Genomic DNA, 25,633 nt, shown 5'->3' on the forward strand with positions numbered 1-25,633 from the left:
CTAGTCGCAGCCGAAGCCGTCGTTCACCAGGGGCCAGGCCTCCACCCCGTCCGGGGTGCGGACGTACGCCGGCGACCGGTCGTCCTCCGTCAGCCACAACTGCCGGTCGGCGTACCGGTATCCGGTGTCGCGGGCGGCGTCCGGCATGCGCACCTCGCCGTCGTAGGGGGCCGTGAGCATCTCCGGCGGCAGCACCCCTTCGGGGTCGCGGGCGTGGAGCCGGGCGTCCTTGCCGTCGCCCGTCGACAGGAAGTGGGCCGTCTGCCAGTCGCAGTGCTCGGGCCCCTCGTTGCTGTGCACCGTGGTGATCGGCACCCGGCGCCCGTCCCGGTCGGTCCAGATCTCGTACCCCTGGGAGTCGGTGAAGCTCTCGGGAAGTTCGGCCGGGTCGCAGGAGGCGGTGGTCTCCGGACCCCAACCCGGCCGGTTCGGCCGGTCCTCGGCCACCACGACCGCGACCTTCGTGCGGCCGTCCACGTCGAGGGAGAACAGGACGCGCCCGTCCTCCTCGCGCTCCACCCGGTAGCCGGTGCGCGGCACGTCCGGCTGCTCGATGTCGAAGTAGGCCGCCAGCCCCTCCTCCGGCGTGCCGCCCCCGTCGCCCTCGCTCCAGGCGCCGCCCCCGCCGCCCGAGTAGATCTCGCCGTCGCACTCCAGGGCGCGGCCGGCGGCACCGGACTCGATCCGGGTCGCCCTCGGGCTGTCCTCGTCGAGGTTCTTCGCAGGCACGTACAGCGGGCCGCTGTACGGGTCGGGCGGCGCCGAGCCCGTGACGACCGCCGCCCCGCCGACCTCGTCACCGCAGCCCACCGCCGCCACGGCCATGACCGTCACCATCGCCGTCAGTCCTCTGCGCATCGCGCGCTCCTGCTCCCGTTCCCGCGTCCCGCCGTCCCGCTGTCCCTCCTCCGACGCGGCCGGGACGCCGAACGTTCAACCCCGTCGGGACGCCTGGAACGTACGCCGGTACGCCTGGGGGGAGACGCCGATCGCGGCGTGCAGGTGCTGGCGGAGGGAGGCACCCGTGGCGAACCCGACCTCGCCGGCGATGTGGTCCACGGACAGGTCGCTGGCCTCCAGCAGATGGCGGGCGCGGGCGACGCGCTGCTGGACGATCCAGCGGCCGGGGCTGAGGCCGACCTCGTCGTTGAAGCGGCGGGCGAAGGTGCGCAGGCTCATCCGGGCGTGCGCGGCGAGGTCGGCGAGGGTCAGGGGTTCGCCGAGGTGTTCCAGGGCCCAGGCGCGGGTGGCGGCCGTGCTCGCGGCGCCCTGGTCGGGGACCGGCTGTTCGATGTACTGCGCCTGCCCTCCGTCGCGGAACGGCGGGACCACGCAGCGCCGGGCGACGGCGTTGGCCAGGTCGCTGCCGTGGTCCTTGCGCACCAGGTGCAGGCAGACGTCGACGCCGGAGGCGGCGCCGGCCGAGGTGAGGATGCGGCCCTCGTCGACGAAGAGGACGTCCGGGTCGAGGGTGACGTGCGGGTACATCTTCCGGAACACGTCGGCCAGTTGCCAGTGGGTGGTGGCCCGGCGCCCGTCGAGGAGGCCGGCCGCGGCGAGGACGAAGGCGCCGGTGCAGATGGAGACGATGCGGGTGGCCGGGGGAATCAGCTCGACGGCGGCGACCGCCTCCGGAAGGGTCCTGGTGATCTCCTCCGGTGAGATCGGCGCGATCACCACGGTGTCGGCGGTGGCCAGGGCCTGCGGTCCGTGTTCCACGCCAATGGTGAAGTCGGCGTTGCTGCGCACCGGGCGGCCGTCGACCGTGCAGGTCACCACCTCGTAGCGGCCGTCCGCAGCGCCGAAGATACGGGCGGGGATGCCGAGTTCGAAGGGGTAGACCCCGTCGAGCGCCAGGACGACGACGCGCTGCGTGGGCTGCATGGCACGATCCTATCGAAGCTTGGCAATCATGCCATTTCCCGGGCGGGCCGCCCCGGGCAGGCTGGATGACCATGAGCACTGAGAACACCATGCGAGCCATCGGTCAGGACGTCCTCGGCGGCCCCGAGGTCCTCAAGGAAGTACGACGGGAGCGCCCCGCCCCGCGCCCCAACGAGGTGCTGGTCCGGGTGCGTGCGGCCGGGGTCAACCCGACCGACTGGAAGCACCGGGCCACCGGCGGCTTCCTGGGCGCGCCGCCCTTCGTCCTCGGCTGGGACGTCTCCGGCGTCGTCGAGGCGGTCGGGATCGGTGTCGCCCGGTTCCGGCCCGGCGACGAGGTCTTCGGCATGCTGCCCTACCCCTACGGCCACGGCTCGCACGCCGAGTACGTCGCCGGCCCCGCCCGCGCCTTCGCGCCCAAGCCGTCCGTGATCGACCACGCCGAGGCGGGCGCGCTGCCCCTGGTCTCCCTCACCGCGTGGCAGGCGCTGGTGGAGACGGCCGACGTCCGCCCCGGGCAGCGGGTGCTGATCCACGCGGCGGCCGGCGGCGTCGGACACGTCGCCGTGCAGATCGCCAAGGCGCGCGGCGCCTACGTCATCGGCACGGCGAGCGCGGGCAAGCACGGCTTCCTGCGGGAGCTGGGCGTGGACGAGCCGGTCGACTACCGGTCGGTCGACTTCGCCGAGGCCGTGCGGGACGCGGACGTCGTGCTGGACACGATCGGCGGCGACTACAGCCTCCGTTCGCTGCGCGTGCTGCGCCCGGGCGGGCTGCTGGTGTCGATCCTGCCGGTCGGCTCGGACGAGCTGTACGCGGAGGCGGAGCGGCTCGGCGTCCGGGCGGTGCGGATGCTCGTGGACGCCTCGCACAGCGGGATGCGGGCGATCGCCGACCTCGTCGAGAAGGGCGAGCTGCGTCCCACGATCGCCGGGACCTTCCCGCTGGCCGATGCCGCCAAGGCGCACGAGCTGGGCGACACCGGCCGGACCGCGGGCAAGCTGGTGCTGCTGGTGGACTGACCCGGGTCAGAACACGAGCACCGGTTTGACGGCCTTGCCCTCCCGCATGTCCCGCGCCGCCCGGTCGATGTCCGCGAACGGATAGGTGCTGATCAGGCGGTGCAGCGGGAGACGCCCCTCCTTCACCAGCCGCACCAGGGCCGGGACGAAGGTCCGCGTCTCGGCGTCGCCGAGGGTGAGGCCGACGATCCGCTTGCCGCCGAGCAACCCGTTGACGTCCAGGGCGACTTCGGTGCCGAACGCCGGGGCTCCTACGACGACCAGGGTGCCGCGGGCGGCGAGCGCGTCGACGCCCTGGCGCAGGACGGCGGTGTTGCCCGTGGTCTCCACGATGCCGTCGGCGGCGAAGTCGGCGAGGCCCGCGGTGCTGTCCAGGGTGTGTGTGGCGCCCAACTCCCTTGCGAGCTTGAGGCGTTCGGGCACCCGGTCGACGGCGACGACGGTGGTGGCCGGGGTGAGCGAGGCCGCCATCACCGCCGACAGGCCCACGGCCCCGGCGCCGAGGACGACGACGGTGCTGCCGGTCTCGGGCTTCAGGACGTTCCACACCGCGCCGACGCCGGTCAGCACTCCGCAGCCGAGCGGAGCGATCGACTCCGGCGGCACCTCGGGGTCGACCTTGACCAGGCTGCGTTCGTCGACCAGCGCACGCTCGGCGAAGGAGGACTGGCCGAAGAAGTGGCCGCCGAGCCGGGTGCCGTTGCGGCTGATGGTGCCGGTGCCGTCGGCGCGAGTTCCGCCGATCAGGTTCAACGGCAGCCAGGTCGCGCAGTACGCGGGGTGACCGGCACGGCAGTTGCGGCAGTCGCCGCAGGAGGTGAAGGACAGCACCACGTGGTCGCCGGGGGCGACGCCGGTGACGGCCGTGCCGACGGTCTCGACGACTCCGGCGCCCTCGTGGCCCAGAACTCCCGGCAGCGGGAAGGGCAGTCCGCCGCTCGCGACGCCGAGGTCGGTGTGGCACAGGCCGGTTGCGGCGAGGCGGACGAGCACCTCGTGGGGGCCCGGGTCGTCGAGGGTGACCTCGGAGAGGGTGAAGGGTGCGCCGCCGGACTCGACCACGGCGGCTCGGGTGGTGATGGGCATCGTAGGAACTCCCTGGGGGGCGCGCTCAGTCGAGCGAGACGACGACGGACTTGACCTGGGTGTAGGCGGCGAGCGCCTCGGGGCCGTACTCGCGGCCGAACCCGGAGTCCTTCACCCCGCCGAAGGGGACGGCGGGGTCGAGCATCGCCCAGTCGTTGATCCACACGATGCCCGCCTTGAGTCGGCCGGCGACCCGGTGGGCGCGGGCGAGGTCACGGGTCTGGATGCCCGAGGCGAGGCCGTAGGGGGTGGAGTTGGCCAGGGCGACGGCCTCGTCCTCGGAGTCGAAGGGCTGCACGGTGAGGACCGGGCCGAAGATCTCCTCCTGGACCACCCGGGAGTCGTTCGGCAGGCCGGCGATCACGGTGGGCCGGTAGTAGTAGCCGCCGTCCAGGTCGAGGCGCTCGCCGCCGCAGACGATGCGGCCGCCCTCCTTGCGGGCCAGCTCGACGTACTCCTCGACCTTCTTCAGGTGCTTCTCCCCCGCCATCGGGCCGACGACGGTCTCGGGCCGCCGGGGGTCGCCGACCGGTACGCCGGGGACCGCGTCGGCGAGGATGGAGAGCAGGGTGTCGTGGACCGGGCGGGCCACCAGCAGGCGCGGGCCGCCCATGCAGAACTGGCCGGTGTTGAAGACGAAGGCCTTGATGACCGCGCCGACCGTCTTCTCCAGGTCGGCATCGGCGAAGACGAGGTGGGCGGCGTTGCCGCCGAGTTCCATGGTGACGGGCTTGAGTGCCTCGCCCGCGACGCTCGCGGCGTGCCGGCCGACCGCGGTCGACCCGGTGAAGGCGATCTTGTCGACGCCGGGGTGGCGCAGCAGGGCCTCGCCCGCCACCGGGCCGGTGCCGGTGACGACGTTGACGACGCCGTCGGGGACGCCCGCCTCGGTGAGCAGGCGGGCCATGTACAGGGCGCTGAGCGGGGTCTCGTCGGCCGGTTTGTGGACCACGGTGTTACCGGCCGCGAGTGCGGGGCCGATCTTCGAACCGGCCAGGATCAGCGGGAAGTTGAAGGGCGTGATGGCCGCAACCACGCCGAGCGGCTCGCGCCGGGTGTAGGCGAGGGCGTTCAGGGGGGTGTCGCGCTGGGCGCCGTGCAGGGAGTGGGCCAGGGCGGCGCAGTGCTCGTAGTCGTTGGCCGCGTTGGTGACGTCGACCGCGCGGCACAGGGTGATCGGCTTGCCGACGTCGAGGCTCTCCAGGGCGGCGAGTTCGTCGGCGTTGGCCCGGATCAGTTCGGCGACCCGGTGCAGGATCCGGCCGCGTTCGCGGCCGCTGAGCCCGGACCAGGCGCCGTCGTCGTAGGCCTGGCGCGCGGCGCGGACGGCGGCGTCGACGTCGGCGGGGCCCGCCTCGGCGACGGTGGTGACGACCGCGCCGCGGGACGGGTCGACCACGTCGGCGCGCGCTCCGTCGGCGGCCTCGCGCCAGCGGCCTCCGATGAACAGTCGGCCGGGTTCGGTCTCGTACGCGGTCATCGCCACTCCTCAGCCTCGTTGCCAAGAGTTCAACAAACAGGATTCCTGTTGGTTGGCAGTCTCGTTACAGACAGGAATCCTGTCAATGCTCTAGGCTGCGTCCATGGTCGGCACGCAGGGAACCAAGGCTCCTCCGTCGCTCCTCTACATGGTGAAGCAGGTGGAGCTCGTGGTCCGCTCCCATCTGGACGAGCTGGTCAGGCCCTCGGGGATCACCGCGCTGCAGTACACCGCGCTGACCGTGCTGGAGCGGCACGACGGGCTGTCGGCCGCCCAGCTGGCCCGGGACTCGTTCGTGACGGCGCAGTCCATCGCCGATCTCGTCCGGTCACTGGAGGGGCGGGGCCTGGTCCGCCGGGAGCGCAATCCGCGCAACCGCCGGGAGCTGCTCATCCTGCTCACCGACGCGGGGCGCGAGGTGCTCGCCCGGCACGAAGGGCCGGTGCGGGAGCTGGAGGAGCGGATGGTCCGCGATCTCACGGCACACCAGTCCGAGCAGTTCCGCCAGGCCCTGTCGAAGGCCTGGCACGCCCTGTCGTAGACCCGGCACAGGCTGTCGTAGCCTCACCCCGGTCACCTCCGGAAGACTCCGGCCGAATTCGAAGACATATGTCAATCGAACATGCTCAAGTTCATCCCATCGGGGGTAACTTGCTGGACGAGGAACGGTTTTGCACTCACTCGGTGTCCGGTGACATCCCCGCACTCGTAGGCTCGCTGCACGATGTCACCCCGGCCCCCGGTGACCTGCAACCCACCGCCGTATCAGCCGGCTGGAGGCGACATCGACGTGCAGCAGGAACCCGCGCCGCTCAGCCGTCACCTGTGCGTCCGCCAGGACCGGGGGCACACGGTGCTGGAGTTCCGCGGCGAGATCGACATCGCCGCGGCGGTCGAGATCGTCGCCCACCTGGACCGGGTGACGGCGCGTGCCGAGCCGCGGATCGTGATCGACCTCCGGCCGGTGGAGTTCTTCGACTGCTCCGGCCTGCGCCTGCTGTACCGGGCGCGGATCCGGGTCCTCGACCACGGCGGAGAGCTCCACCTGGTCTGCACGCACCCGCTCACCCTGCGCATGCTGCGGATCACCGGTCTGGCCCGGCTGCTGCCTCCGCATCCGACGCTGGACGCGGCGCTCGGGCAGAGCCGCCCCGAGGCCACGTCCGGCTCGCTGTGACCCGTGCCGTGTGCGCCGGACCGCGCTACTTCACGATCCTGGTGACCTGACCGGCCCCGACGGTCCGGCCGCCCTCACGGATCGCGAACTTCAGCCCCTCCTCCATCGCGATCGGCTGGATCAACTGCACGAACATGGTGGTGTTGTCGCCCGGCATCACCATCTCGGTGCCCTTGGGCAGGGTCACCACGCCCGTGACGTCGGTCGTGCGGAAGTAGAACTGGGGACGGTAGTTGTCGAAGAACGGGGTGTGCCGGCCGCCCTCGTCCTTGGACAGGATGTACGCGCGCGCCTCGAACTCCGTGTGCGGGGTGACCGATCCGGGCTTGATGACGACCTGCCCGCGCTCGACGTCCTCGCGCTTGACCCCGCGCAGCAGCAGTCCGACGTTCTCCCCGGCCCGGCCCTCGTCCAGGAGCTTGCGGAACATCTCGATGCCGGTGACGGTCGTCTTCGTCCTCTGCTCGTGGATGCCGATGATCTCGACCTCACTGTTGACGTGCAGCGTGCCGCGCTCGATCCGGCCGGTGACCACGGTGCCGCGGCCGGTGATGGTGAACACGTCCTCGATCGGCATCAGGAACGGCTTGTCCACGTCACGCTGCGGTTCCGGCACCGCCGTGTCGACCGCGTCGAGGAGGTCGAGCACCGACCGGGTCCACTGCTCGTCCCCCTCCAGCGCCTTGAGGGCCGAGACCTTGACCACCGGCACGTCGTCGCCCGGGAACTCGTACTCGGTGAGCAGCTCGCGCACCTCCAGCTCGACCAGCTCCAGGATCTCCTCGTCGTCCACCATGTCCGTCTTGTTGAGCGCGACGACGATGTACGGCACGCCCACCTGCCGGGCCAGCAGCACGTGTTCCTTGGTCTGCGGCATCGGCCCGTCGGTCGCGGCGACGACGAGGATCGCGCCGTCCATCTGGGCCGCACCGGTGATCATGTTCTTGATGTAGTCGGCGTGCCCCGGGCAGTCGACGTGGGCGTAGTGCCGGCGTTCCGTCTGGTACTCCACGTGGGCGATGGAGATGGTGATGCCGCGCTGCCGCTCCTCGGGCGCCTTGTCGATCTGGTCGAACGGCGTGTACGGGTTCAGGTCGGGGTACCGGTCGTGCAGCACCTTGGTGATGGCCGCGGTGAGCGTGGTCTTGCCGTGGTCGATGTGACCGATGGTGCCGATGTTCACGTGCGGCTTGGTGCGTTCGAACTTCGCCTTCGCCACTGGGCCCTCCAGGTCACGTGAGTGAGGCCGGGCCTTGCCCGGATGTTTCCTGTCTATTCGCTCCGCGGCGCGTCGAACAGGGCGCTGACCGACTCACCGTTGTGAATGCGGCGCACGGCCTCGGCGAGCTGGGGGGCGACGGTGAGGACCCGCAGCTTCTCGGTGCGCTCCTCCTCCGGCACCGGGACCGTGTTGGTGCACACGATCTCCAGTACGTCCGGCTGCTCGCCGATCCGCTTGAGCGCACCGGAGGTGAACAGACCGTGCGTACAGGCGACCCGGATCGAGCGCGGGCCCAACTCCCGTAGACGGTCGAGGAGTTCGAGGACGGTGCTGCCCTTGGCGATCTCGTCGTCCAGCACGATGACATCGCGTCCGGCGACCTCGCCGATGACGGAGTTGATGCTCACCCGGTCGTCCGCGAACCGCTGCTTGGCGCCGGCGGCCACCTGGGCGCCGAGCATCCGGGCGAAGGCGGCGGCCTCCTTGGCGTTGCCCAGGTCGGGCGAGACGACGGTGGCCCGGGACAGGTCGTACTGCCGGAAGTGCGTGGCCAGTTCGCGCAGCGCGTGCAGATGGTCCACCGGTACCGAGAAGAAGCCGTGCACCTGCGGCGAGTGCAGCGTCATGGCGAGGACCCGGCTCGCCCCGGCCGCGACCATCAGATCGGCCACCAGGCGCCCGCCCAGGGAGATCCGGGGCGCGTCCTTCTTGTCGGAGCGGGCGTAGGAATAGTGCGGCATGACGACGGTGATCCGGCCGGCGGACGCCCCGCGGGCCGCGTCGCACATCAGCAGCAGCTCGACCAGGTTCTCCTGGACGGGGGCGACCAGCGGCTGGATCAGGAAGACGTCCCGCTCCCGGCAGTTGGCCTGAAGCTGCACCTCCAGGCAGTCGTTGGCGAACCGGCTGATCCGGGTGGGGCTGAGGGGCACGTCGAGATGCGCGCAGACCTCGGCCGCCAGTTCGGGGTGGGCACTACCACTGAAGACGGCGATGTCTCGCACGATCCGCTCCTCGCATGATCATTCCGGCTGTCGGCCACATGCTACTGACCGCCCGAAAACCGGCGGCGAACGCACCGCGGTGGCCGCGGCGGTGCGGCTCGCGCTGCCGTACCGGGAGGTCCCTGCCACGCGGTTGCGCCCCCGTGTGCTTCCGCCAGGGGCGCCAATCGGCCAACCGGGCGGTCTCACGCGGCTCTTGGGGGGCATTCGAACAGTAGGAAGGAGGGCCGTCGCCATGACGACTCCCATCAGACGCATGTCCAGAAGCCTCCCCGGCTGGGCGAAGGCGGTGAGCGCCGTCGCGCTGGTGCTCGCGCTGCTGTTCGCCGGGCTCGCGCTGAGTGCGATCACGGGTCTGAAGGACCTGTTCGGCACGGAGACCCACGACCGCTCCGGCCCCGCCCTGCTGGAGTCCATCCAGGACATCAGCCGTTACGACGCCGCCTCCGGCAACTTCCAGGTGGTCGTGGATCTGGAGAAGGACGCCAAGTACCTGCCCGACGCGATCCGCGGCTCCCGCACGCTGTACGTCGGCGCGGGCACCGTGGACGCCTACGTCGACCTCGGCAAGGTCGGCAAGGACGACGTGCAGGTCGACGAGGACCGTACGTCCGCCACGATCGAACTGCCGCACGCGGCACTCGGCGAGCCCGCGCTCGACCCGGACCGCTCCTACGCCGTCTCCAAGCAGCGCGGGCTGCTCGACCGGCTCGGCGACCTCTTCTCGGACAACCCCAACAGCGAGCAGGCCGTACAGAAGCTCGCCGCCCGGCACATCGGCGAGGCCGCGAAGGAGAGCGAGCTGACCAAGCGGGCCGAGAGCAACACCACGGACATGCTCAAGGGGCTGCTGCGCTCACTCGGCTTCAAGGAGGTGGAGGTCCGCTACGGAACAGCGTGATCAGGGGGCCGTGGGGGTAACCGCCTTACCACGAAGGGAAGTTGAAGACTGGAGGACCCCCATGGCCCGTGCCGTCCCACGCGTGCGCAACCCCCTTCGGTTCCTGGCCCGCCTGACGGCCGTACTCGCCGCGTTCGCCCTCATGGTCGCGTTCGCCGTCGTCCTGGCCCGGCTCACGCTCCAGCCCTCCCCCGCCTCGGAGTCGCTGACCCACACCAACATGCGGCCCGGCCGGTCCCTGCGCGCCTACCTCGACCAGCCCGCCCTGCGCGACGCCGTCAAGCAGATCGGCGGGAACGTGCTGCTCGGTGTGCCGTTCGGCGTGCTCGCCCCGGTCCTCGCGCCGAAGGCCCGGGGTGCGCTGCGGGTGCTGCTGCTGACGGCGACCGTGATGCTGTTGGTCGAGTTCGCCCAGGGCGCCCTGGTCACCGGGCGCGCCTTCGACGTCGACGACGTCATCCTCAACACCACGGGGGCGCTGCTCGGCTACCTGCTGCTGGGCCGGCGCATCGGGCGGGCGGTGCACGCGCGGGAAGGGAGCGTTTAGGCGGCTCCGTCCTTCGGGCGGGCCAGCCAGAGGGCGAGGGCGGCGGAGATCGGCTGCTCGGTCTCCAGTTCCACGAAGCCGAACTGGCCGCCCTGGTTGCATTCCAGGAACCACCAGACGCCGTCCTCGTCCTCGGCGAAGTCGAAGGCGGCGAACGCCAGCGAGGCCAGGCGCATGTAGTCGCGCACGGCGCCCGCGATGCGTCCGGGTACGGCGACCGGTTCCCAGCCGTGCCCGGTGTCGCCGTAGCGCCCGTCGACCTGGTCCGGTGCTGCCGTCTTGCGCGCCGCGAACTGCTGTACGCCGACGCAGGTCAGCCGGATGTCGGCCCGCTTGGGCACATAGCGCTGGAGCAGGGCCGGACCGGCCGCTACGGCGGAGAAGTCCGTGTCGGGGCCGATCAGCGTCGTCGGCAGGGCCGTGCCCGGTGCGTCGGGCGGCGGCCCCGAGGCGGACTTCACCACCACGTTCCGGTGCTCCTCGGCGAACTCCCGCGCCAGCCGCGGCGAGGTCGTGAACACGGTCGGCGGCACGGCGAAGCCGCTGAGGTGGGCGACCCTCAGCTGCCAGGGCTTCAGGCGGGCGCGTTCCGCGTCGCGCGGGTGGTTCATCCACCGCGCGGAGGCGGAGAAGAGCATGCCGAAGAGCGCCTGCCGGGTCTCGGCGGTCAGCCACGGCGAGGGCTGGGCCGCGTGCGCCGCCGGTTCGCCGGGCCTGCGCATCCACACGGAACGCAGGCCGCCCATGCTGAGCACGTGCCCGTTGACCGACAGATGGCCGACGAAGTCGCCGTGCGCGTAGTCGGCGGACAGCACGGCCTTGCCGGGCAGGTCGGCGGGGTCGAGGCGCATCACGGGGGTCCCCGTCCCGTGGAGCCTGGCCACCACCATGTCGGCGGTCACGTCCTCCTCGGACGTGAGGATCAGTACGGTCATACGGTGGCGGTTCCTCAGTCGTCGAAGTGCGTCTGGGAACCCGCGGTGGACGCCGTCGTGCCGGCCGCGAGGAGCAGTTCCCGGTCCATGACGGCCGGGCGGCCGTCGGCCAGCACGTTGAGCTGCCGCGCGGCGTCGTAGTGGTACGGCGTCACCGTGGTCGTAAGCCCGCCGGAACAGACGTAGTTGAGGGTGAACGGTCGCACTCGGAGAACCTCCATGGTCGCGCGTGATCTGCGTACAGTCCCTTACGCGCCTGTTGCGTAAGGAATTCATCACTTTCGGCTACATGGGGGGTGAAGGTCGTCACATCACCTGCATCATCTGCACCAGAAGCACCAGACACGCCAGGGGGACGCTTCGGTGGGGCGCGGGCACGGCGAAGGCGCCCGGGTGCAGCGCCGGACCCGCGCCGGCGCCGGTCAGTGGCGGACCGTGGGCTGAGCGGTCCTAGTGTCGGGTCCAGGTGAACTTGTCCCCGCCGACCCACCTGACCACGTCCGGGTCGTCCAGATCGTGGACGGTGATGCCGTATGCCGCGGCGGCTTCCAGTACGTCGACGACGGCTTTCGCCTCGCCGACCACCATTCCGTCGATCTCCACGATGCGGAACGGAGGCGTGCCCGGCTGCACCCCGAGCACCATGATCCGGGGGTGGGAGATGTAGGGGCTCGCGATTTCGGTCATGCAATAGAGCGTAGAACGCATCCGGCGATTGCCAACCGGACGGCTCATCCGGCCAGCAGGTCCAGGACGGCCGCCTCGACCGCTCCCTGCGTGGCCGGACGGCCGAAGACCCCGTGCTCGCCCAGCCGGGTGAGGGCGGGGGCGACGGTCCTGCCCCGCTCGAAGAGCTCGAAGACCTCGGGGTCGATGTAGGAGGCCCGGCAGACGGCGGGGGTGTTGCCCAGGTAGTGGCTGACCTCGCGGACGGCGCGGCTCGCCTGGCGGCGCCGGGCGGCCGGTGTGTCGCGGGCGTCCCCGGCGGTGACGGCGAGCGCGACGGCGGCCAGCACCGTGGCGTGCCAGGTGCGGAAGTCCTTGGCGGTGATCTCCGTCCCGGACAGCCTGCGCAGGGCCTCGTTCACGTCCTCGCCGCGCAGGTCGTGCCAGGCGCGCCCCTCCCAGAAGGCCAGCAGTCGCTGCCCGCCCCGCGGCCGACGCAGAAGCGCTCCTACGGCGGCGTGCGCCTGCTCGTCCACGAGCGCCCGCACCGTTTCGGTGCCGCCCTTGGCCGGATAGCCGAACGTGATCTCGTCCCGGCCGAGGGTGACGTGCTCGCGCAGCATCGTCGTCAGGCCGTACGTTTCGCTCGCCCGGGTGTGCCGATCGCTGCCGACGCGGAAGAAGCCGAGGTCGAGCAGGCGCACCGCGCAGGCGGTGACCCGGGACCGGCTCAGCCCGCGGCCCGCGAGGTCCTCGGCGACCCGGGCCCGCAGTTCGGGCAGCGAACGGGCCACCTCGCGCACGTGTGCGTGCTTGGCCCGCTCCTGCTCGGCGCGGAAGTGCTCGTGGTAGAGGTACTGGCGGCGCCCGGCGTCGTCGGTGCCGACGGCCTGGAGGTGTCCGTTGGGCCAGCGGCAGATCCACACGTCGGCCCAGGCGGGCGGGATGGCCAGCGCCCGGATCCGGGCGAGCTGCTCGGCGTCGGTGAGCGGCTTGCCGTCCACGTCGCGGTAGCGGAAGCCCCGTCCGCAGCGCACGCGGCTGAAGCCGGGGCTCTCCCACGAGCTGGTGCGCAGTCTCACGGGCGCCGCCAGTCGTTGCTGCCCAGGTGGGAGCCGGCCTGCGGTCCCATCCGCAGCATGCCGCCGTCCACGGCCCAGGAGGCACCGGTGACGTACGAGGCGTCGGGGCCGGCCAGGAAGGCGATCACGGCGGCGACCTCCCGTGCGTCGCCGGGACGGCCGAGCGGCACGCCGGGGCGTTCCTGGGCGTGCACGTCGACGTCCTCCTGGCCGGTCATCGGCGTGGCGATCTCGCCGGGGGCGACGGCGTTGACGGTGATGCCGTGCTCGGCGAGTTCCAGGGCCATCACCTGGGTGAGCAGGCCGAGTCCGCCCTTGGCCGCGCAGTAGGGTGCGGCGCCCACCCGCGGCTGGTGCTCGTGGACGGAGGTGACGTTGACGATCCGGCCCCCGTCGCCCTGCCGGATCATGTGCCGGGCGGCCCGCTGACCGCACAGGAACGGGCCGATCAGGTCGACTTCGACGACTTCGCGCACCACGTCCGGTTCCAGGTCGAGGAAGGGCGTCCTGGTGCCCGTACCGGCGTTGTTGACCAGGACGTCCACGCGGCCGAGCCGGTCGCACAGCTCGTCGACCGTGTCGGCGGCGACGGGCAGCCGGGTGAGGTCCATCCGGGCCACGGCGGCCCGCTGCCCGTGGGCGCGGACCTCCTCGGCGGTCTCCTCGGCACCCTCGAGGTCGCTGTGCCAGGTGATCCCGACGTCCATCCCCGCCCGGGCCAGGCGGACCGCCGTCGCCCGTCCGATGCCGGAGTCGGCGCCGGTGATCACGGCCACCTTGGTGCGGGGAGCGGTGGGGTCGGACATGGCGGGCCTCCTCCTCGGGGCAACGGCGGGACGCGCATCGCAGTACCCGGGCGCGTCGCGGACAAACGGTCCGCCCGTCGTGCGGCGCGCGCGGCCCTGGGGAACCCTGGAGGTGGAGGTGGCGATGGATCCCGTCGAGGCACTGGACCGGATCGCCTTCCTGCTGGAGCGGTCCCTGGCGCCGTCCTATCGGGTACGGGCCTTCCGCACCGCGTCCCGGGTGCTGGCGGAGCTGCCGGCGGCGGAGCTGCGGGAGCGGGCGGCGGCCGGGACGCTGGAGGCGCTGCGCGGGGTCGGTCCGAAGACGGCGCAGGTGGTGCGCGAGGCGCTGGACGGTGAGGTGCCGGGCTATCTGCGGAAGCTGGAGGGCGAGGCCGGGCGGCCGTACGACGGGGCCGGTGCCGGGCTGCGGGCGCTGCTGCGCGGGGACTGCCATCTGCACTCCGACTGGTCGGACGGCGGCAGCCCGATCGAGGAGATGGGCCGGACGGCCGCCGCGCTCGGTCACGAGTGGGCGGTGCTCACCGACCACTCCCCCCGGCTCACGGTGGCCCGCGGCCTGTCGCCCGAGCGGCTGCGCGAGCAGCTGGAGGTGGTGGCGGCGCTGAACGAGACCTGGGCGCCGTTCCGGCTGCTGACCGGGATCGAGTGCGACATCCTCGACGACGGCTCGCTGGACCAGGAGCCCGAGCTGCTGGACCGGCTGGACCTCGTGGTGGTCTCGGTCCACTCCAAGCTGCGCATGGACGCCCGGTCGATGACCCGCCGCATGGTGGCCGCCGTCCGCGATCCGCACTCCGACGTGCTCGGGCACTGCACCGGGCGGCTGGTCACCGGGCGGGGTCGGCCCGAGTCCGCGTTCGACGCGGAGGAGGTGTTCGCCGCGTGCGCCGAGACCGGTACCGCCGTGGAGATCAACAGTCGGCCCGAGCGGCTGGACCCGCCGCGCCGGCTGCTGCGCCGGGCGGTCGCGGCGGGCGCGCTGTTCTCGATCGACACCGACGCGCACGCTCCGGGCCAGCTGGACTGGCAGGTCCTCGGCTGCGCCCGGGCGGAGGAGTGCGGGGTGCCGGCCGAGCGCGTCGTCACGACCTGGTCGTTGGAGGAGCTGCTGGCCTGGACCCGGGAGCGCCGGACGCCCGCGCGCGTGGCGGGGACGTGACGTGGTACTCGGGCGGGACGGACGACGAACGAGAGGAGCGGGTTCATGGGACGCGCGGCCGTGTTCGACGTCGACGGCACGCTCGTCGACACCAACCACCTCCATGTCGTGACCTGGTGGGAGGCCTTCCGCCAGGCGGGCCACCGGGTGCCCATGCACGCCGTGCACCGGGCTGTGGGGCTGGGTTCCGACGATCTGGTCGCCCACCTGCTGGGCGAGGACCGGGACAAGGACCTCGACGCGGAGCTGAGCGCCGCCCACAAGGCCCTGTACGGGCAGTACTTCGACCGCCTTCCCGCGCTGGAGGACGCCGGGCGGCTGCTGCGCCGGCTGGACCGCGAGGGCTGGACGGTGGTGCTCGCCACCTCGGCCGGCGGCGCGGAGCTGGGCGCGCTGCGCCGGGCGATCTCCGCGGACGACGCCATCACGGCCACGGCGAGCGCGGACGACGTCGAGGAGGGCAAGCCCGCGCCCGAGCCCGTGGAGCACGCCCTGGAGCTGGCCGGCGTCCCCGCCGAGCGGGCCGTGTTCGTCGGGGACACCGTGTGGGACATGCGGGCGGGCACCCGGGCCGGGGTGCGCTGTGCCGCCGTGCTGTGCGGGGGCATTCCGCGGGCCGACCTGGAGGAGGCCGGCGCGGACGCGGTGTACGACGGTCCGGCGGAGCTGCTCGCCTCGCTCGCGCAGAGTCCGTTCGCCCTGATCGACCCGTGACGCAGATCACCCCAAAACGGGTTGGCCTCCTGGAACACCCGCGAGTGGTTGCCCGTTGAACCAGGCGTGGGTACGGATGGGACAGTGTCCCCGGGCCTCACCTTTCGCCCACAGGGAAGATCGTTCGGCTGAAGCCCTGTGGAGCCTTTCGCCGAGAGGCGACCGCCATCCGTACCCGCCTTCGGTCCGCCCCGACCGCGAATCCCCCGTCGCGGTCGGGGCTTCTTTCTGCCCGCTGTGCGAAGCCTCGCGTGCATCCCCGCCCGCCGGGTACTCGGGACGCCCCCACAGCGGCCGAGAGGAGCCGAAGGTGAGCAGCGCAGCGGGCAGCAGGATCGTCGTCACGGGTGCCACCGGCAACGTCGGTACGAGCGTGGTGCGGCTCCTCTCCGAGGATCCCGAGGTCGGATCCGTGCTGGGTCTGGCCCGCAGGGTGCCCGGCTGGTCGCCCCCGAAGACGGAGTGGTCCGCGGTCGACCTGGCCTCCGACCGGGCGGACCTCGCCAAGGAGTTCGCGGGCGCGTCCGCCGTCGTGCACCTGGCCTGGGCGTTCCAGCCGACCCATGATCCGGCGGCGACGTGGCGCACGAACGTGCTCGGCGCGATCCGGGTGTTCGACGCGGTGGCCGCGGCCGGGGTGCCGGCCCTGATCCACGCGTCCTCGGTCGGGGCGTACTCGCCCGGCCCGAAGGACCGCTCCGTGGACGAGTCGTGGCCGACGCACGGCTGGCCGGACGCCGCGTACTGCCGGGAGAAGGCCTACCTGGAGCGGACCCTGGACACCTTCGAGCGCGAGCATCCGGACGTGCGGGTGGTCCGCATGCGGCCCGCGTTCCTCTTCAAGCGGGAGTCCGCGAGCGAGCAGCGCCGGATCTTCGGCGGACGCTTCCTGCCCGGCCCCCTGGTGCGGCCGCAGTTGCTGCCCTTCCTGCCCGACATCCCCGGGCTGCGGGTGCAGGCGCTGCACACCGACGACGCGGCCGAGGCCTACCGGCTCGCGGTCCACGCCGATGTGCGCGGCGCCTTCAATCTGGCCGCCGAGCCGCCGGTCGACGCGGAGCTGCTGGGCGAGATGTTCGGCGCCCGCCCGGTCCGGCTGCCGCGGACGGCGGCCCGCTCGGCGATCGCCGCCGCGTGGGGGCTGCACCTCCTGCCGGCCTCGCCCCACCTGTTCGACGCCGTGCTCCGGCTGCCCCTGATGGACTGCACCCGCGCCCGCTCGGAACTGCGCTGGCGCCCCGAGCGCACGGCACCGCAGGTACTGGAGGAGTTCCTGCTCGGCATGCGGCAGGGGGAGGGCGCCGACACCGACCCGCTGCGCGGCCGGAAGGCGAGCTGAGCCGACCGGGCCGACGGGCCCCCGAGGTGCGGCTTGCGCGGACGCAAGGCTCAGCCGATCGGGCCGAAGGACCCCCGAGGTGCGGCTTGCACGGACACGAGACTGACCCGACCGGGCCGGCGGACCGCTGAAGTGCGGCTTGCGCGGACGCGAGACAGGTCGGCGGGATCAGGTCGAACGGCCCTTCGGCGCCCCCGCCCCGCGTGCGGGGCGGGGGCGCCGACCGATGCGGTCGGGCCCTGCGGCGGGCGGGATCAGGCGGAGGACTCGTCCGGTACCGGCTGTTCGGGGTGGACGGAGGCCGACCGGGGACCCGACCTGCGGCCTGCTCCGGCCTCGTCGGCGTCGGGGACGTCGGCGTCGTCCTCCTCGTCCCCGGAGTCCACGTCCTTCGGGTCCACGTCCCACGGGTCCTTGCCGTCACCGACCTGCTGGTCCGGCATGTCCCTGGGGACGGCGTCGCCGTTCTCGCCGGGTCCTTCGAATCGACGGTCGTCCACGGCGTCCTCCTTCCCACGCGTTCCCCGTGCGGTCCACGTGCGGGTCACGGGCGCCCCGAGGCCACACGCGAGTACCTCCCGGGCGGGCGGCGAAACGTCAGGGGGGGCGCCGGGCGGACGGCTCAGGCGGTGCGGCTCAGCGCCTCGATCTCGTCGAGCGCCGCGGTCAGCTCCGGGGCGACCGCTTCCTGCACCCAGCGGTCGCGTCCGGGGTCGGGTCCGCGCGGTATCGTCTCGGTGATCATGATCAGGTAGAGGTAGGCGCGGTAGAGGGCCAGCCGGAGCCGGGTCGGGGTGTCGAAGTCGACCCGGCCGTCGGCCTCCCGGTAGCCCGCGAGGAACGCCTCGTCCTTCTCGATGTCCCCCAGCAGGGCCAGGGAGACGAAGTCGGCGACCGGGTCGCCCCAGAACATGCGCTCGCCGTCGATGAGGCCGCCGATGCGGGGCGTGCCGGTGGAGCGGTCGACCAGGATGTTGCCCGGCCACAGGTCGAAGTGGACCAGGCGCGGGACGGTGATGTCGTCGAGGGCCGGGTGGGCGGCCCGGAGCGTGCGGGCCGTGTCGTCGGCGGAGCGGGGCAGCCGGGCGCCGTAATGCCGGGCGTCGTCGAGGACGGCGTCGAGCAGGGCGGTGAAGGCGGTGCGCCAGTCGGGGGCGAGGGGCCCCAGGGCGCCGGACGGATAGCCGAAGCCCGGACCGGTGACACGGTGCAGCCGGGCCACCTGGCGGCCCAACTCGCCGCGCAGTTCCTCCTGTTCGGCGTCCGTGAGCGAGTCGTCCCAGGGGTCGCCCGGGCAGGCGGTCATCAGCAGTTGCCGCTCCGCGAGGGCCACCACGCGCGGCGCGGGCACACCGACGGTGGTGGCCGCGCGGTAGAACTCCGCCTCGGACACGAGCAGTTCACGTTCGTGCCGCAGTCCCGGGACGGTCGCGGCGGGCGGCACCTTCAGCACGTAGCGGCTGCCGTCGGTGAGGCGGAGCTCCTCGACGGTGTTGTACGTGCCCCCCGCCAACAGGCGTACCTGGGCGAGGCTTTCGGACGGCAGGCCCGCCCTCGCGAGCATCCGCCGGGCCCGTTCCCAGGAGTCCGTCACCGTCGCTCGCCCTCCCCGTACCGATTCGCGTCGCCAGGCACTCTACGGACCCGGCGTGCCGTACGACCACGGGTGGTGCCGGTCGGCTCAGCGGCCCACGGCGTGCTGCTGCTGCATCCGCAGCAGTTTCTCGGGGTTGCGCACGAAGTAGATCCCGGTGACGAGGTCTTCGTCGATCCGCAGCGTGACGACGGAGTGGAGGTCGTCCTCCTGCCACAGGAGCAGCGCCGGGGCGCCGTTGACCTGCGCCGCCTCGGCCGACAGCGCGGAGCCGGCCTTGACCAGGCCGCCGGCCAGCAGGCGCACCACCTTGTCCAGGCCCACGACGGGCCGCGGGACGGCCTTGCGGATGCCGCCGCCGTCGGCGAGGACGACGACGTCCGGGGCGAGGATGTCGAACAGGCCTTGCAGTTCGCCGGTTTCGACGGCCCGTTGGAAGGCGTCGAGGGCCGCGCGGCTCTGGGCGGCGGAGGTGGTTCCGCGGGGGCGGCGGGCCGCGACGTGCACCCGCGCGCGGTGGGCGATCTGGCGGACCGCGGCGGGGGTCTTCTCGACGGCGTCGGCGATCTCCTCGTAGGGCACGTCGAAGACCTCGCGCAGGACGAACACCGCGCGCTCGACGGGCGCGAGGGTCTCCAGCACCAGCAGCATCGCCATCGAGACGCTGTCGGCCAGTTCGGCGTCGTCGGCCACGTCGGGCGCGGTCAGCAGCGGCTCGGGCAGCCAGGAGCCGACGTAGGACTCCTTGCGGCGGCTGAGCGTGCGCATCCGGTTGAGCGCCTGGCGGGTGGCGATCCGCACCAGGTAGGCGCGGTGGTCCCGTACCGTGTCGAGGTCGACGTCCGTCCAGCGCAGCCAGGTCTCCTGGACGACGTCCTCCGCGTCGGCCGCCGAGCCGAGCATCTCGTAGGCGACGGTGAACAGGAGTCTGCGGTGGTCGACGAAGACCCGGGTGGCGAGGTCCGGGTCTCCGTTCCGGTCCATGACCCCGCCGTCGCTGCCGACTTGGCCCCCCATGGCCAGCTCCTGTCCTCTCGGCTCGCATCGCATGCGGACCGGCCCATGATCACACCTCGGGTACAGGCGGTCACAGTGCCGTGTGGCTCACCTCACACGGGTGGCCGCGCGGTGGGCCGTCCCCGCACCCTCCGGCGCGCCGAACCGGGCGAGGGTGTGCCAGACCGTCTTCAGGTCCTGGAGTGCGTGGCGGCCGGAGCGGGCGGCGTCCCCGATGGCACTCGGGTCGATCAGGCCGTCGCGTGCGATACGGGCGCCCAGGTCGGCGTACTCCCGGCCGCGGTAGTCGGCGTGGCGGTGCAGTTCGGGGACGGTGAGCCGGTAGCCGGGGTGCCACTCGACGGGACAGGGCAGCCCCCGGGCCGCGACCTCGACGGGCGTGCCGCGGTAGCAGGCGTCCAGGACGAGCGCCTCCACGCCGCGGGCGAGGTCGACGCCGCCGTGGATGTGCGCCTCCACGTAGTCGTTGAGCGCGTCCTGCTCGTCGGCTTCGGCCAGTGCGACGAGCGGCAGGGCGGCGGCGACCCCGAAGTCGGTGGGCTCGGCCGCGCTGTCGGGGTAGCAGAAGGTGGCGCGGGCGAGGGTCGCGGCGGTGAGCCGGAAGTGCGGAGCCGAACCGCGGGGCGGCGCCGACGACCTGGTGACGGAAGTTCAGGGCGCCGTACACGGGCCGCTCGTGCGGGTCGGCGTCGTCGTAGGCGCCGCCGAAGATGCGGCTCTCCCAGCGGTGGCGGTCGCCGCCGGGGTGGGCGGTGAGGCCGCCGTTGCTGGTGCCGGTGACGAACTGGGAGTAGTAGACGCCGTCCCGGGTCAGCGCGTGCAGCACGGAGACGCCGCTCGACTGCCGGTCGGGGTGGAAATTCAGCGTGATGCGCAGTGCGGGATCGACGGCCGGTCCGTCGGACGCGGCCGCGACATGCCGCAGAGCAGCTCTCGCGCGCGCGGAGCCGTCGGCGTCGTAATTCACTGGCCTCCCCCTCGCGAAGCTTCTTAACCTAGTCAAATGCCTAGTCCCCCTAGGTTTCGCGACGCACATCCCGGGAGCCCCTCATGAGACCACTCGACGAGCAGGACATCCGCAAGTCGTTCATCAACTGCTCGAAGGGGGAGGCCAAGCGCCTTTCCGTGCCCCGGGACCTCGGTGAACGCCCTTGGGACGACCTGGACTTCCTGGGCTGGCGGGATCCCGGCGCGCCGGACCGCAGCTATCTGGTCACCGAGCGGGAGGGGCGGCCGGTCGGCATCGCCCTGCGCTTCCCGCCCGCGCGGCGCAGCCTGATGCGCACCAGCATGTGCTCCCTGTGCCTGACGTCCCATCCGCGCGGCGGCGTCTCCCTGATGACCGCCCGCAAGACGGGCGCCGCGGGGCGCGAGGGGAACTCGGTCGGCCTGTACATGTGCACCGACCTCGCCTGTTCGCTCTATCTCCGCGGCAGGAAGGTCCCCCAGGCGGGCCCGCGGATCGAGGAGAGCCTGACGCTGGAGGAGCAGATCGCCCGCACAACAGGAAATCTCATGGCTTTCCTGGACACACTGGATGCATGACGGCATCCGTCCCCGCCTCTTGCCAGTGATCCCGTTGTCGATCAACCTGAGCCTTCATGCGGACATGTGCGTTCCGCTTGAGAGGGGAACACCGCAAGGATGCGTGATGTACAGGAGTGGCAGGAGTTCCGTGCCTGGGTGACCAAGCTCGGGCGGGACCCGGTGATCGTCCAGACGCTGCGGTCGGCGGTCGCGGCGACGGTCGCGTACGTCATCGCCCTGCAGTTGAGCCCCGAGCAGGCGCCGCTCACCGCGCCGCTGACCGCGCTGCTGGTCGTCCAGGTCACCCTCTACGCCACGCTCACCAACGGTGTGCGCCGGGTGAACTCCGTGGTGGCCGGCGTCCTCGTCGCCGTCGCCTTCAGCCTCCTGGTGGGTCTGACCTGGTGGAGCCTGGCGCTGCTGATCGTGGCCTCGCTGGCCGTCGGCCATCTGGTGCGGGTCAACGAGTACGTCCCCGAGGTGGCGATCAGCGCGATGCTGGTGCTCGGTGTGACGACCGTCGGGGACACGGCCTGGGCCCGGGTGCTGGAGACGCTGATCGGCGCGGTCGTCGGGCTCGGCTGCAACCTGCTGCTCGCGCCGCCGGTGTGGGTGGGCGAGGCGGGCGAGTCCGTCGAGGGCCTCGCCCGCCGGATCCGGCAGTTGATGCTGAGCATGGGCGAGGAGGCCGCGGGACGTACGCCGGTGGAGCACGCGGCGGCCCGGCTGCACGAGGCGCGCCGCCTCGACCACGACATCGTCGAGGTGGACGCCGCGCTCAGACAGGCGGAGGACAGCCTGCGGCTCAATCCGCGGGTGCGCGAGGGTCTGCTGCACCGCGTGGTGCTGCGCACCGGGCTGGACACCCTGGAGATCTGCACGGTCGTCCTGCGCGTACTGGCCCGTACGGTCACCGACCTGGCGAAGGAACGCGAGGCCGAGCCGCTGTTCCCCGACCGGACGGGCGCCGTGGTGGAGCAGTTGCTGTCCGAGCTGGCGGACGCCGTGGTGAGCTTCGCGGTGCTGGTCACCGCCCATGCCAGCCGGAGCGCGGAGTCGGCGGAGGAGCGGCTCGCCGCCGAGCTGCGCCAGGCGGCCGCGACCCGCGACAAGCTCGCCGGGCTGCTGCTGGAGGAGGTCCGGCGCGACGCCCGCCAGTGGCAGCTGCACGGCGCGGTGCTCACCGAGGTCAACCGCATCCTGGACGAGCTGGACACCGAGCACCGCTCCCGCCGACTGCTGGAGGAGCTCGACCGCGTCTCGCGCGAGGAGCGCGAGCGCATGCCGCGGCTGACCCGGCTGCGGGAGACCATGCCTCGGCCGTCCCGGCTGCGGGAGGGCCTGCGGGTCCCGGAGCGGCTGCGCCGGAACCGTCTCGTGGCCGCGCGTCGTTCTAGGTGACGAAGTCACCGAGCAAGGGGGTCCACGTATGAGCGGCGTACGCATCGACGGAAACACACTGCGGCTGCCGGGCGGTGTGGCGGTGCGGTTCGTCCGCACGCTGCGGCTGCCCGAGTCGGGCACGCATCCGCTGCCGCCGGGTCTTGGCGAGTTCCCGGTGCGGCGGGTGTCGGACTTCCCCGACACCGTTCCGGAGGCGTGGCGGGCGCGCGGCGGCGTGATGCTGCCGATGTATCTGCGCGAGGCGATGTGGCTGAGCTTCGCGGGCACCACCGAGCCCGCCGCCCTCCAGGTCGGCGTGGGCAAGGTGTGCGCGGTCTCGGGCAGGCCGTGGAGCGACCGGCTGACCCGCGATCCGCAGAACTACGTGGTGCTGCCCCGCCAGCCGTGGCTGGACGGCATCAACTCCGGCAAGGGCACGGTCCGCCAGTTCGTGGCCGTGCCGCTGGGGCTCGGGGCGACGGTGGAGGGCCAGGTCACCGGCGAGGAGGTGTGGGGCGGGGTGCAGCTCCAGTCGTTCCCGCTGACCGAGGAGGCCCGGGAGCGCTGGCGCGAGCAGGAGCGGCTCCGGGCGGAGCGGCAGCGGTCGGTCACCGCGACGGGCGGCTACGGCGTGGCGATGCCGATGGCGATGTCGGCGCCGCCCGCTCCGGGCGCGGCCCCGGCTCCGGCCGGTGCACCGGGCCGCGGGGCGCCCCGGGCGGCTGCCGCGATGGGACTGGGCGTGGGCGGTTCGATGCGCCAGGAGGTCTACCGGGACGACCGCCCGGCGGCCGACTGGTCCGACACGCCGGCCGGGCGGGTCTTCGTCCATCTGGTGACGCCCCCGGAATGGCGCCGCATCACCGGCGAGGAGCCGCCGCCGTCCCCCGTGGACCGGGCGGCGTACACGCGCGCGGGACTGCCCTGGTTCGACTACTACGACGACGAGGCGCAGGACCTGGCGCCGACGGACACCCTGGAGGCCGTGAAGCCGGTCGGCGACTGGATCGGGGACGACCACGAGCCCTGGCAGCAGCCGGCCCCGGGCCAGGTGAAGCCGCTCAAGGACGCGCCGGGCAGCCCGGTGGAGGACGGCGACTGGTAGGCCTCGGTTGCACCGGCCGGGTGATCCACGCGAGGGTGGCTGTCGCAGCAGTACAGCAGGACGAGCGACGACCCGAGGTGGAACATGGGCAGTGGTGGCGTGAGCAGGCGCCGGTTCGTCGGCGCCCTCGCGGGGACGGCCGCCGCGGTGGCCCTCCCGGCGGCGAGCGCCTGCGACGACGCCCCGGCTCCGGCGGACGCGGCGTCCGCCGAGGCGAGCGCGAGCCCCTCGCGCGCGGCCCGCAGCCCCTCCGGGCCGCGCCCGCTCCACCTGGGCACCTACGCCTCGGTCGAGGGCGGCGGCAAGGGCATCGGGCTGGCCTCCTACGACCCCGTCACGGGGCGCGTCACCGGTGAGGGCGTGATCACCGGCGTGGGCGATCCGTCGTATCTGGCGGTGCATCCGGACGGCCGCACCCTGTACGCCGTCGACGAGCGGGCGGAGGGGGCCGTCACCGCGGTCCGGCTCGCCGACCGCACGGTGTTGGGCAGCCGGAGCACCGGCGGCGGTGCGCCGTGCCATCTGTCGGTGCATCCGGGTGGGCGCTGGCTGCTCAGCGCGAACTACGGCTCGGGCAGTGTGGCCGTGCACCCCGTCGAGGACTCGGGCGCGCTCGGGGAGCGCACCGACCTGGTCAGACACACGTCTCCCGCCCCCGGCCCCGGTCAACAGGGCCCCCACGCCCACCAGTTCGCCACCAGCCCGGACGGCGGCCACGTCCTCGCGGTCGACCTGGGGACCGACACGGTGTACACCTACCGCCTCGACGAGACGAAGGGCAAGCTCACCGAGGTCTCCCGCGCGCGGACCCGGCCGGGTGCCGGTCCGCGCCATCTGACCTTCCATCCCGGCGGCCGATACGCGTACCTCGCCAACGAGGTCGACAACACCGTGGCCGTCTGCGCCTACGACCCCGGGACCGGCCGGTTGTCGGTCGGTGAGCCGCAGTCGACCGGCACCGGCTCGGGCACCAGCTATCCGGCGCAGCTCCTGGTGACGTCGAACGGCGCCTACGCCTATCTCGCCAACCGGGGCCACAACAGCCTCACCCGGTACGCGGTGGAGGCGGACGGGGCCCGGCTCAGGCTCCTGGACACAGTGCCGGTGGCCGGTGACTTCCCGCGCCAGATCGCCTTCTCGCCGGACGGCGGGCTGCTGTTCGCCGCCAACCAGCGGTCGAGCAACGTGAGTGTGTTCCACGTCGACGGGGCGAGCGGCGAACTGCGGCTCGCGGGCGAGCCGTTCGCGTCACCCGTCGCCGTCTGTGCGCTGCCGCTGTAGGGCGCGGGGGCAGGCGGCGGCGCTCGCCTGCGAGAGCAGCACGTGCATGCGCTCGGTGAGCTGTGCGACGTCGTCGGCGGGCCGGTGGAAGGGCAGGCGTACGTCGCCGTGGGCGCGGGCGCGTTCGATGCGCAGCGTCAGTCCGTGCCGGTCGACGGCGAGGGGCTGGACGCGCACGGCGCCGTGCAGGCTGTCGGGTTCGACGAGCCGGGTGAGCCGTTCGACGGCGTCCGAGTGGCAGTCGGCGAGGTGCGTCAGCAGCCGGGCCTCTGCCAGGGCCAGCGGGTCGGGTGCGGCGGCGGCGAACTCGTCGAGGTCGACGACCACGGCGCCGTCCGGGCGGCGCAGCACCACGCGCGTGGGCCGGAAGGCGAGGTGGTCCCCCTCGGCGGCGAACCAGCCGGCGAGCCACAGGCGGGCGCGGATCCGGTTGCGTACCGGGACGGGTGCGACGTCCGCGAACTCCAGTACGGCGGTCGGTTCACCGCGGGGCGCGCAGATCGCCGCCGTGACCAGGGGGCTGTCCTCGGGCACGCTCAGGAGCACCCGGCCGTCCTCGGCCACGGTGTGCGCGCCGACGAACTCCTCGCGGCCGCCGTCCGCGGTCACCGCGCAGGACCAGGCGGCGGCGAGCACCGTCCGTGCCCGCTGCGCCGCGTCGGGCGCGGCCGTCCAGCTCTGGGTGTCACCCATCCCGTA

The 25,633-nt window shown here is 72.7% G+C and carries 27 protein-coding genes and 1 pseudogene; 12 read left to right on the forward strand and 16 right to left on the reverse strand.

Annotated elements, in window-relative coordinates; all coding sequences use genetic code 11:
- Complete coding sequence (locus ICC28_RS36350; protein ID WP_188293108.1) at nucleotides 1-858, reverse strand: hypothetical protein; 858 nt, start codon at nucleotides 856-858, stop codon at nucleotides 1-3.
- A gap of 75 nt (nucleotides 859-933) precedes the next feature.
- Nucleotides 934-1,884 (reverse strand): GlxA family transcriptional regulator, encoded by a 951-nt coding sequence (locus ICC28_RS36355; protein WP_188293109.1) that lies wholly within the window; start codon nucleotides 1,882-1,884, stop codon nucleotides 934-936.
- Between the two features lie 71 nt (nucleotides 1,885-1,955).
- On the opposite strand from ICC28_RS36355, the gene ICC28_RS36360 reads away from it, so the two are divergent.
- Complete coding sequence (locus ICC28_RS36360) at nucleotides 1,956-2,906, forward strand: NADP-dependent oxidoreductase (RefSeq protein ID WP_188293110.1); 951 nt, start codon at nucleotides 1,956-1,958, stop codon at nucleotides 2,904-2,906.
- A 6-nt stretch (nucleotides 2,907-2,912) separates the two neighbouring features.
- On the opposite strand, the gene ICC28_RS36365 is transcribed toward ICC28_RS36360, so the two are convergent.
- Together ICC28_RS36365 and ICC28_RS36370 are read right to left on the reverse strand one after the other, a co-directional pair.
- The gene (locus ICC28_RS36365) at nucleotides 2,913-3,992 is read right to left on the reverse strand and encodes an NAD(P)-dependent alcohol dehydrogenase (protein WP_188293111.1); all 1,080 of its coding nucleotides are present in this window, start codon (nucleotides 3,990-3,992) and stop codon (nucleotides 2,913-2,915) included.
- Nucleotides 3,993-4,017: 25 nt separating this feature from the next.
- A complete protein-coding gene (locus ICC28_RS36370) occupies nucleotides 4,018-5,472 on the reverse strand; it encodes an aldehyde dehydrogenase family protein (RefSeq protein ID WP_188293112.1) in 1,455 nt (484 codons plus the stop codon).
- A 103-nt stretch (nucleotides 5,473-5,575) separates the two neighbouring features.
- On the opposite strand from ICC28_RS36370, the gene ICC28_RS36375 reads away from it, so the two are divergent.
- Together ICC28_RS36375 and ICC28_RS36380 are read left to right on the forward strand one after the other, a co-directional pair.
- On the forward strand, nucleotides 5,576-6,013 hold the full coding sequence (locus ICC28_RS36375) for a MarR family winged helix-turn-helix transcriptional regulator (RefSeq protein WP_188293113.1): 438 nt from the start codon (nucleotides 5,576-5,578) through the stop codon (nucleotides 6,011-6,013).
- A gap of 249 nt (nucleotides 6,014-6,262) precedes the next feature.
- On the forward strand, nucleotides 6,263-6,649 hold the full coding sequence (locus tag ICC28_RS36380) for an anti-sigma factor antagonist (RefSeq protein WP_188293114.1): 387 nt from the start codon (nucleotides 6,263-6,265) through the stop codon (nucleotides 6,647-6,649).
- Nucleotides 6,650-6,674: 25 nt separating this feature from the next.
- Here the strand turns inward: ICC28_RS36380 and tuf are convergent, their stop codons facing one another.
- Nucleotides 6,675-7,868 (reverse strand): elongation factor Tu, encoded by a 1,194-nt coding sequence (gene tuf / locus ICC28_RS36385; protein ID WP_188293115.1) that lies wholly within the window; start codon nucleotides 7,866-7,868, stop codon nucleotides 6,675-6,677.
- Between the two features lie 53 nt (nucleotides 7,869-7,921).
- Complete coding sequence (locus ICC28_RS36390; RefSeq protein WP_188293116.1) at nucleotides 7,922-8,875, reverse strand: ribose-phosphate diphosphokinase; 954 nt, start codon at nucleotides 8,873-8,875, stop codon at nucleotides 7,922-7,924.
- A 235-nt stretch (nucleotides 8,876-9,110) separates the two neighbouring features.
- Between ICC28_RS36390 and ICC28_RS36395 the strand changes: the two genes are divergently transcribed.
- Complete coding sequence (locus ICC28_RS36395; protein WP_188293117.1) at nucleotides 9,111-9,776, forward strand: DUF4230 domain-containing protein; 666 nt, start codon at nucleotides 9,111-9,113, stop codon at nucleotides 9,774-9,776.
- 61 nt (nucleotides 9,777-9,837) lie between these two features.
- Complete coding sequence (locus ICC28_RS36400; RefSeq protein ID WP_188293118.1) at nucleotides 9,838-10,323, forward strand: VanZ family protein; 486 nt, start codon at nucleotides 9,838-9,840, stop codon at nucleotides 10,321-10,323.
- Here the strand turns inward: ICC28_RS36400 and ICC28_RS36405 are convergent.
- The 5 genes from ICC28_RS36405 to ICC28_RS36425 form a co-directional block, all read right to left on the reverse strand.
- Nucleotides 10,320-11,258, reverse strand: a complete 939-nt coding sequence (locus ICC28_RS36405; RefSeq protein ID WP_188293119.1) for an MvdC/MvdD family ATP grasp protein — start codon at nucleotides 11,256-11,258, stop codon at nucleotides 10,320-10,322. The two genes, ICC28_RS36400 and ICC28_RS36405, sit on opposite strands and share 4 nt — an antisense overlap.
- A gap of 14 nt (nucleotides 11,259-11,272) precedes the next feature.
- Entirely contained in the window at nucleotides 11,273-11,464 is a 192-nt protein-coding gene (gene tgmA / locus ICC28_RS36410) for a putative ATP-grasp-modified RiPP (protein WP_282700662.1), read from the reverse strand.
- A gap of 244 nt (nucleotides 11,465-11,708) precedes the next feature.
- Nucleotides 11,709-11,945, reverse strand: a complete 237-nt coding sequence (locus ICC28_RS36415) for a hypothetical protein (protein ID WP_188293121.1) — start codon at nucleotides 11,943-11,945, stop codon at nucleotides 11,709-11,711.
- Between the two features lie 44 nt (nucleotides 11,946-11,989).
- The gene (locus ICC28_RS36420; protein ID WP_188293122.1) at nucleotides 11,990-13,006 is read right to left on the reverse strand and encodes a DNA topoisomerase IB; all 1,017 of its coding nucleotides are present in this window, start codon (nucleotides 13,004-13,006) and stop codon (nucleotides 11,990-11,992) included.
- Nucleotides 13,003-13,812, reverse strand: coding sequence for an SDR family oxidoreductase (locus ICC28_RS36425; RefSeq protein ID WP_188293123.1), 810 nt, complete (start codon nucleotides 13,810-13,812; stop codon nucleotides 13,003-13,005). Before ICC28_RS36425 ends, ICC28_RS36420 begins: the two co-directional genes overlap by 4 nt.
- 124 nt (nucleotides 13,813-13,936) lie before the next feature.
- Between ICC28_RS36425 and ICC28_RS36430 the strand changes: the two genes are divergently transcribed.
- The 3 genes from ICC28_RS36430 to ICC28_RS36440 all read left to right on the forward strand — a co-directional run bounded on the left by ICC28_RS36430 (nucleotide 13,937) and on the right by ICC28_RS36440 (nucleotide 17,027).
- Nucleotides 13,937-14,974, forward strand: a complete 1,038-nt coding sequence (locus tag ICC28_RS36430) for a PHP domain-containing protein (RefSeq protein WP_188293124.1) — start codon at nucleotides 13,937-13,939, stop codon at nucleotides 14,972-14,974.
- Between the two features lie 45 nt (nucleotides 14,975-15,019).
- Nucleotides 15,020-15,688 (forward strand): HAD family hydrolase, encoded by a 669-nt coding sequence (locus tag ICC28_RS36435; RefSeq protein ID WP_188293125.1) that lies wholly within the window; start codon nucleotides 15,020-15,022, stop codon nucleotides 15,686-15,688.
- A gap of 310 nt (nucleotides 15,689-15,998) precedes the next feature.
- Nucleotides 15,999-17,027, forward strand: a complete 1,029-nt coding sequence (locus ICC28_RS36440; protein WP_188293126.1) for an SDR family oxidoreductase — start codon at nucleotides 15,999-16,001, stop codon at nucleotides 17,025-17,027.
- Nucleotides 17,028-17,281: 254 nt separating this feature from the next.
- Here ICC28_RS36440 and ICC28_RS36445 read toward each other — a convergent pair whose 3' ends face one another.
- From ICC28_RS36445 to ICC28_RS36460, 4 genes and pseudogenes are all read right to left on the reverse strand, one after another.
- Nucleotides 17,282-17,470 carry a hypothetical protein gene (locus ICC28_RS36445; protein WP_223190451.1) on the reverse strand — a complete coding sequence of 63 codons (189 nt, stop codon included), beginning with the start codon at nucleotides 17,468-17,470 and terminating at the stop codon, nucleotides 17,282-17,284.
- A gap of 179 nt (nucleotides 17,471-17,649) precedes the next feature.
- On the reverse strand, nucleotides 17,650-18,621 hold the full coding sequence (locus ICC28_RS36450) for a phosphotransferase family protein (protein WP_188293128.1): 972 nt from the start codon (nucleotides 18,619-18,621) through the stop codon (nucleotides 17,650-17,652).
- 87 nt (nucleotides 18,622-18,708) lie between these two features.
- The gene (locus ICC28_RS36455; RefSeq protein WP_188293129.1) at nucleotides 18,709-19,638 is read right to left on the reverse strand and encodes an RNA polymerase sigma-70 factor; all 930 of its coding nucleotides are present in this window, start codon (nucleotides 19,636-19,638) and stop codon (nucleotides 18,709-18,711) included.
- An 87-nt stretch (nucleotides 19,639-19,725) separates the two neighbouring features.
- Nucleotides 19,726-20,563: pseudogene (locus ICC28_RS36460) on the reverse strand (DUF3626 domain-containing protein).
- Between the two features lie 125 nt (nucleotides 20,564-20,688).
- On the opposite strand from ICC28_RS36460, the gene ICC28_RS36465 reads away from it, so the two are divergent.
- From ICC28_RS36465 to ICC28_RS36480, 4 genes are all read left to right on the forward strand, one after another.
- Nucleotides 20,689-21,183 carry an FBP domain-containing protein gene (locus ICC28_RS36465; protein WP_188293130.1) on the forward strand — a complete coding sequence of 165 codons (495 nt, stop codon included), beginning with the start codon at nucleotides 20,689-20,691 and terminating at the stop codon, nucleotides 21,181-21,183.
- A gap of 99 nt (nucleotides 21,184-21,282) precedes the next feature.
- Complete coding sequence (locus ICC28_RS36470; protein WP_188293131.1) at nucleotides 21,283-22,566, forward strand: FUSC family protein; 1,284 nt, start codon at nucleotides 21,283-21,285, stop codon at nucleotides 22,564-22,566.
- A gap of 28 nt (nucleotides 22,567-22,594) precedes the next feature.
- On the forward strand, nucleotides 22,595-23,653 hold the full coding sequence (locus tag ICC28_RS36475) for a hypothetical protein (RefSeq protein WP_188293132.1): 1,059 nt from the start codon (nucleotides 22,595-22,597) through the stop codon (nucleotides 23,651-23,653).
- An 84-nt stretch (nucleotides 23,654-23,737) separates the two neighbouring features.
- Nucleotides 23,738-24,934 (forward strand): lactonase family protein, encoded by a 1,197-nt coding sequence (locus ICC28_RS36480; protein WP_188293133.1) that lies wholly within the window; start codon nucleotides 23,738-23,740, stop codon nucleotides 24,932-24,934.
- Here ICC28_RS36480 and ICC28_RS36485 read toward each other — a convergent pair.
- Nucleotides 24,902-25,627, reverse strand: a complete 726-nt coding sequence (locus ICC28_RS36485; RefSeq protein ID WP_188293134.1) for a DUF2470 domain-containing protein — start codon at nucleotides 25,625-25,627, stop codon at nucleotides 24,902-24,904. The two genes, ICC28_RS36480 and ICC28_RS36485, sit on opposite strands and share 33 nt — an antisense overlap.
- Nucleotides 25,628-25,633 lie beyond the last annotated feature (6 nt).

The sequence above is a fragment of the Streptomyces sp. TRM68416 genome, assembly GCF_014596915.1.
In the GTDB taxonomy this organism is placed as follows: domain Bacteria; phylum Actinomycetota; class Actinomycetes; order Streptomycetales; family Streptomycetaceae; genus Streptomyces.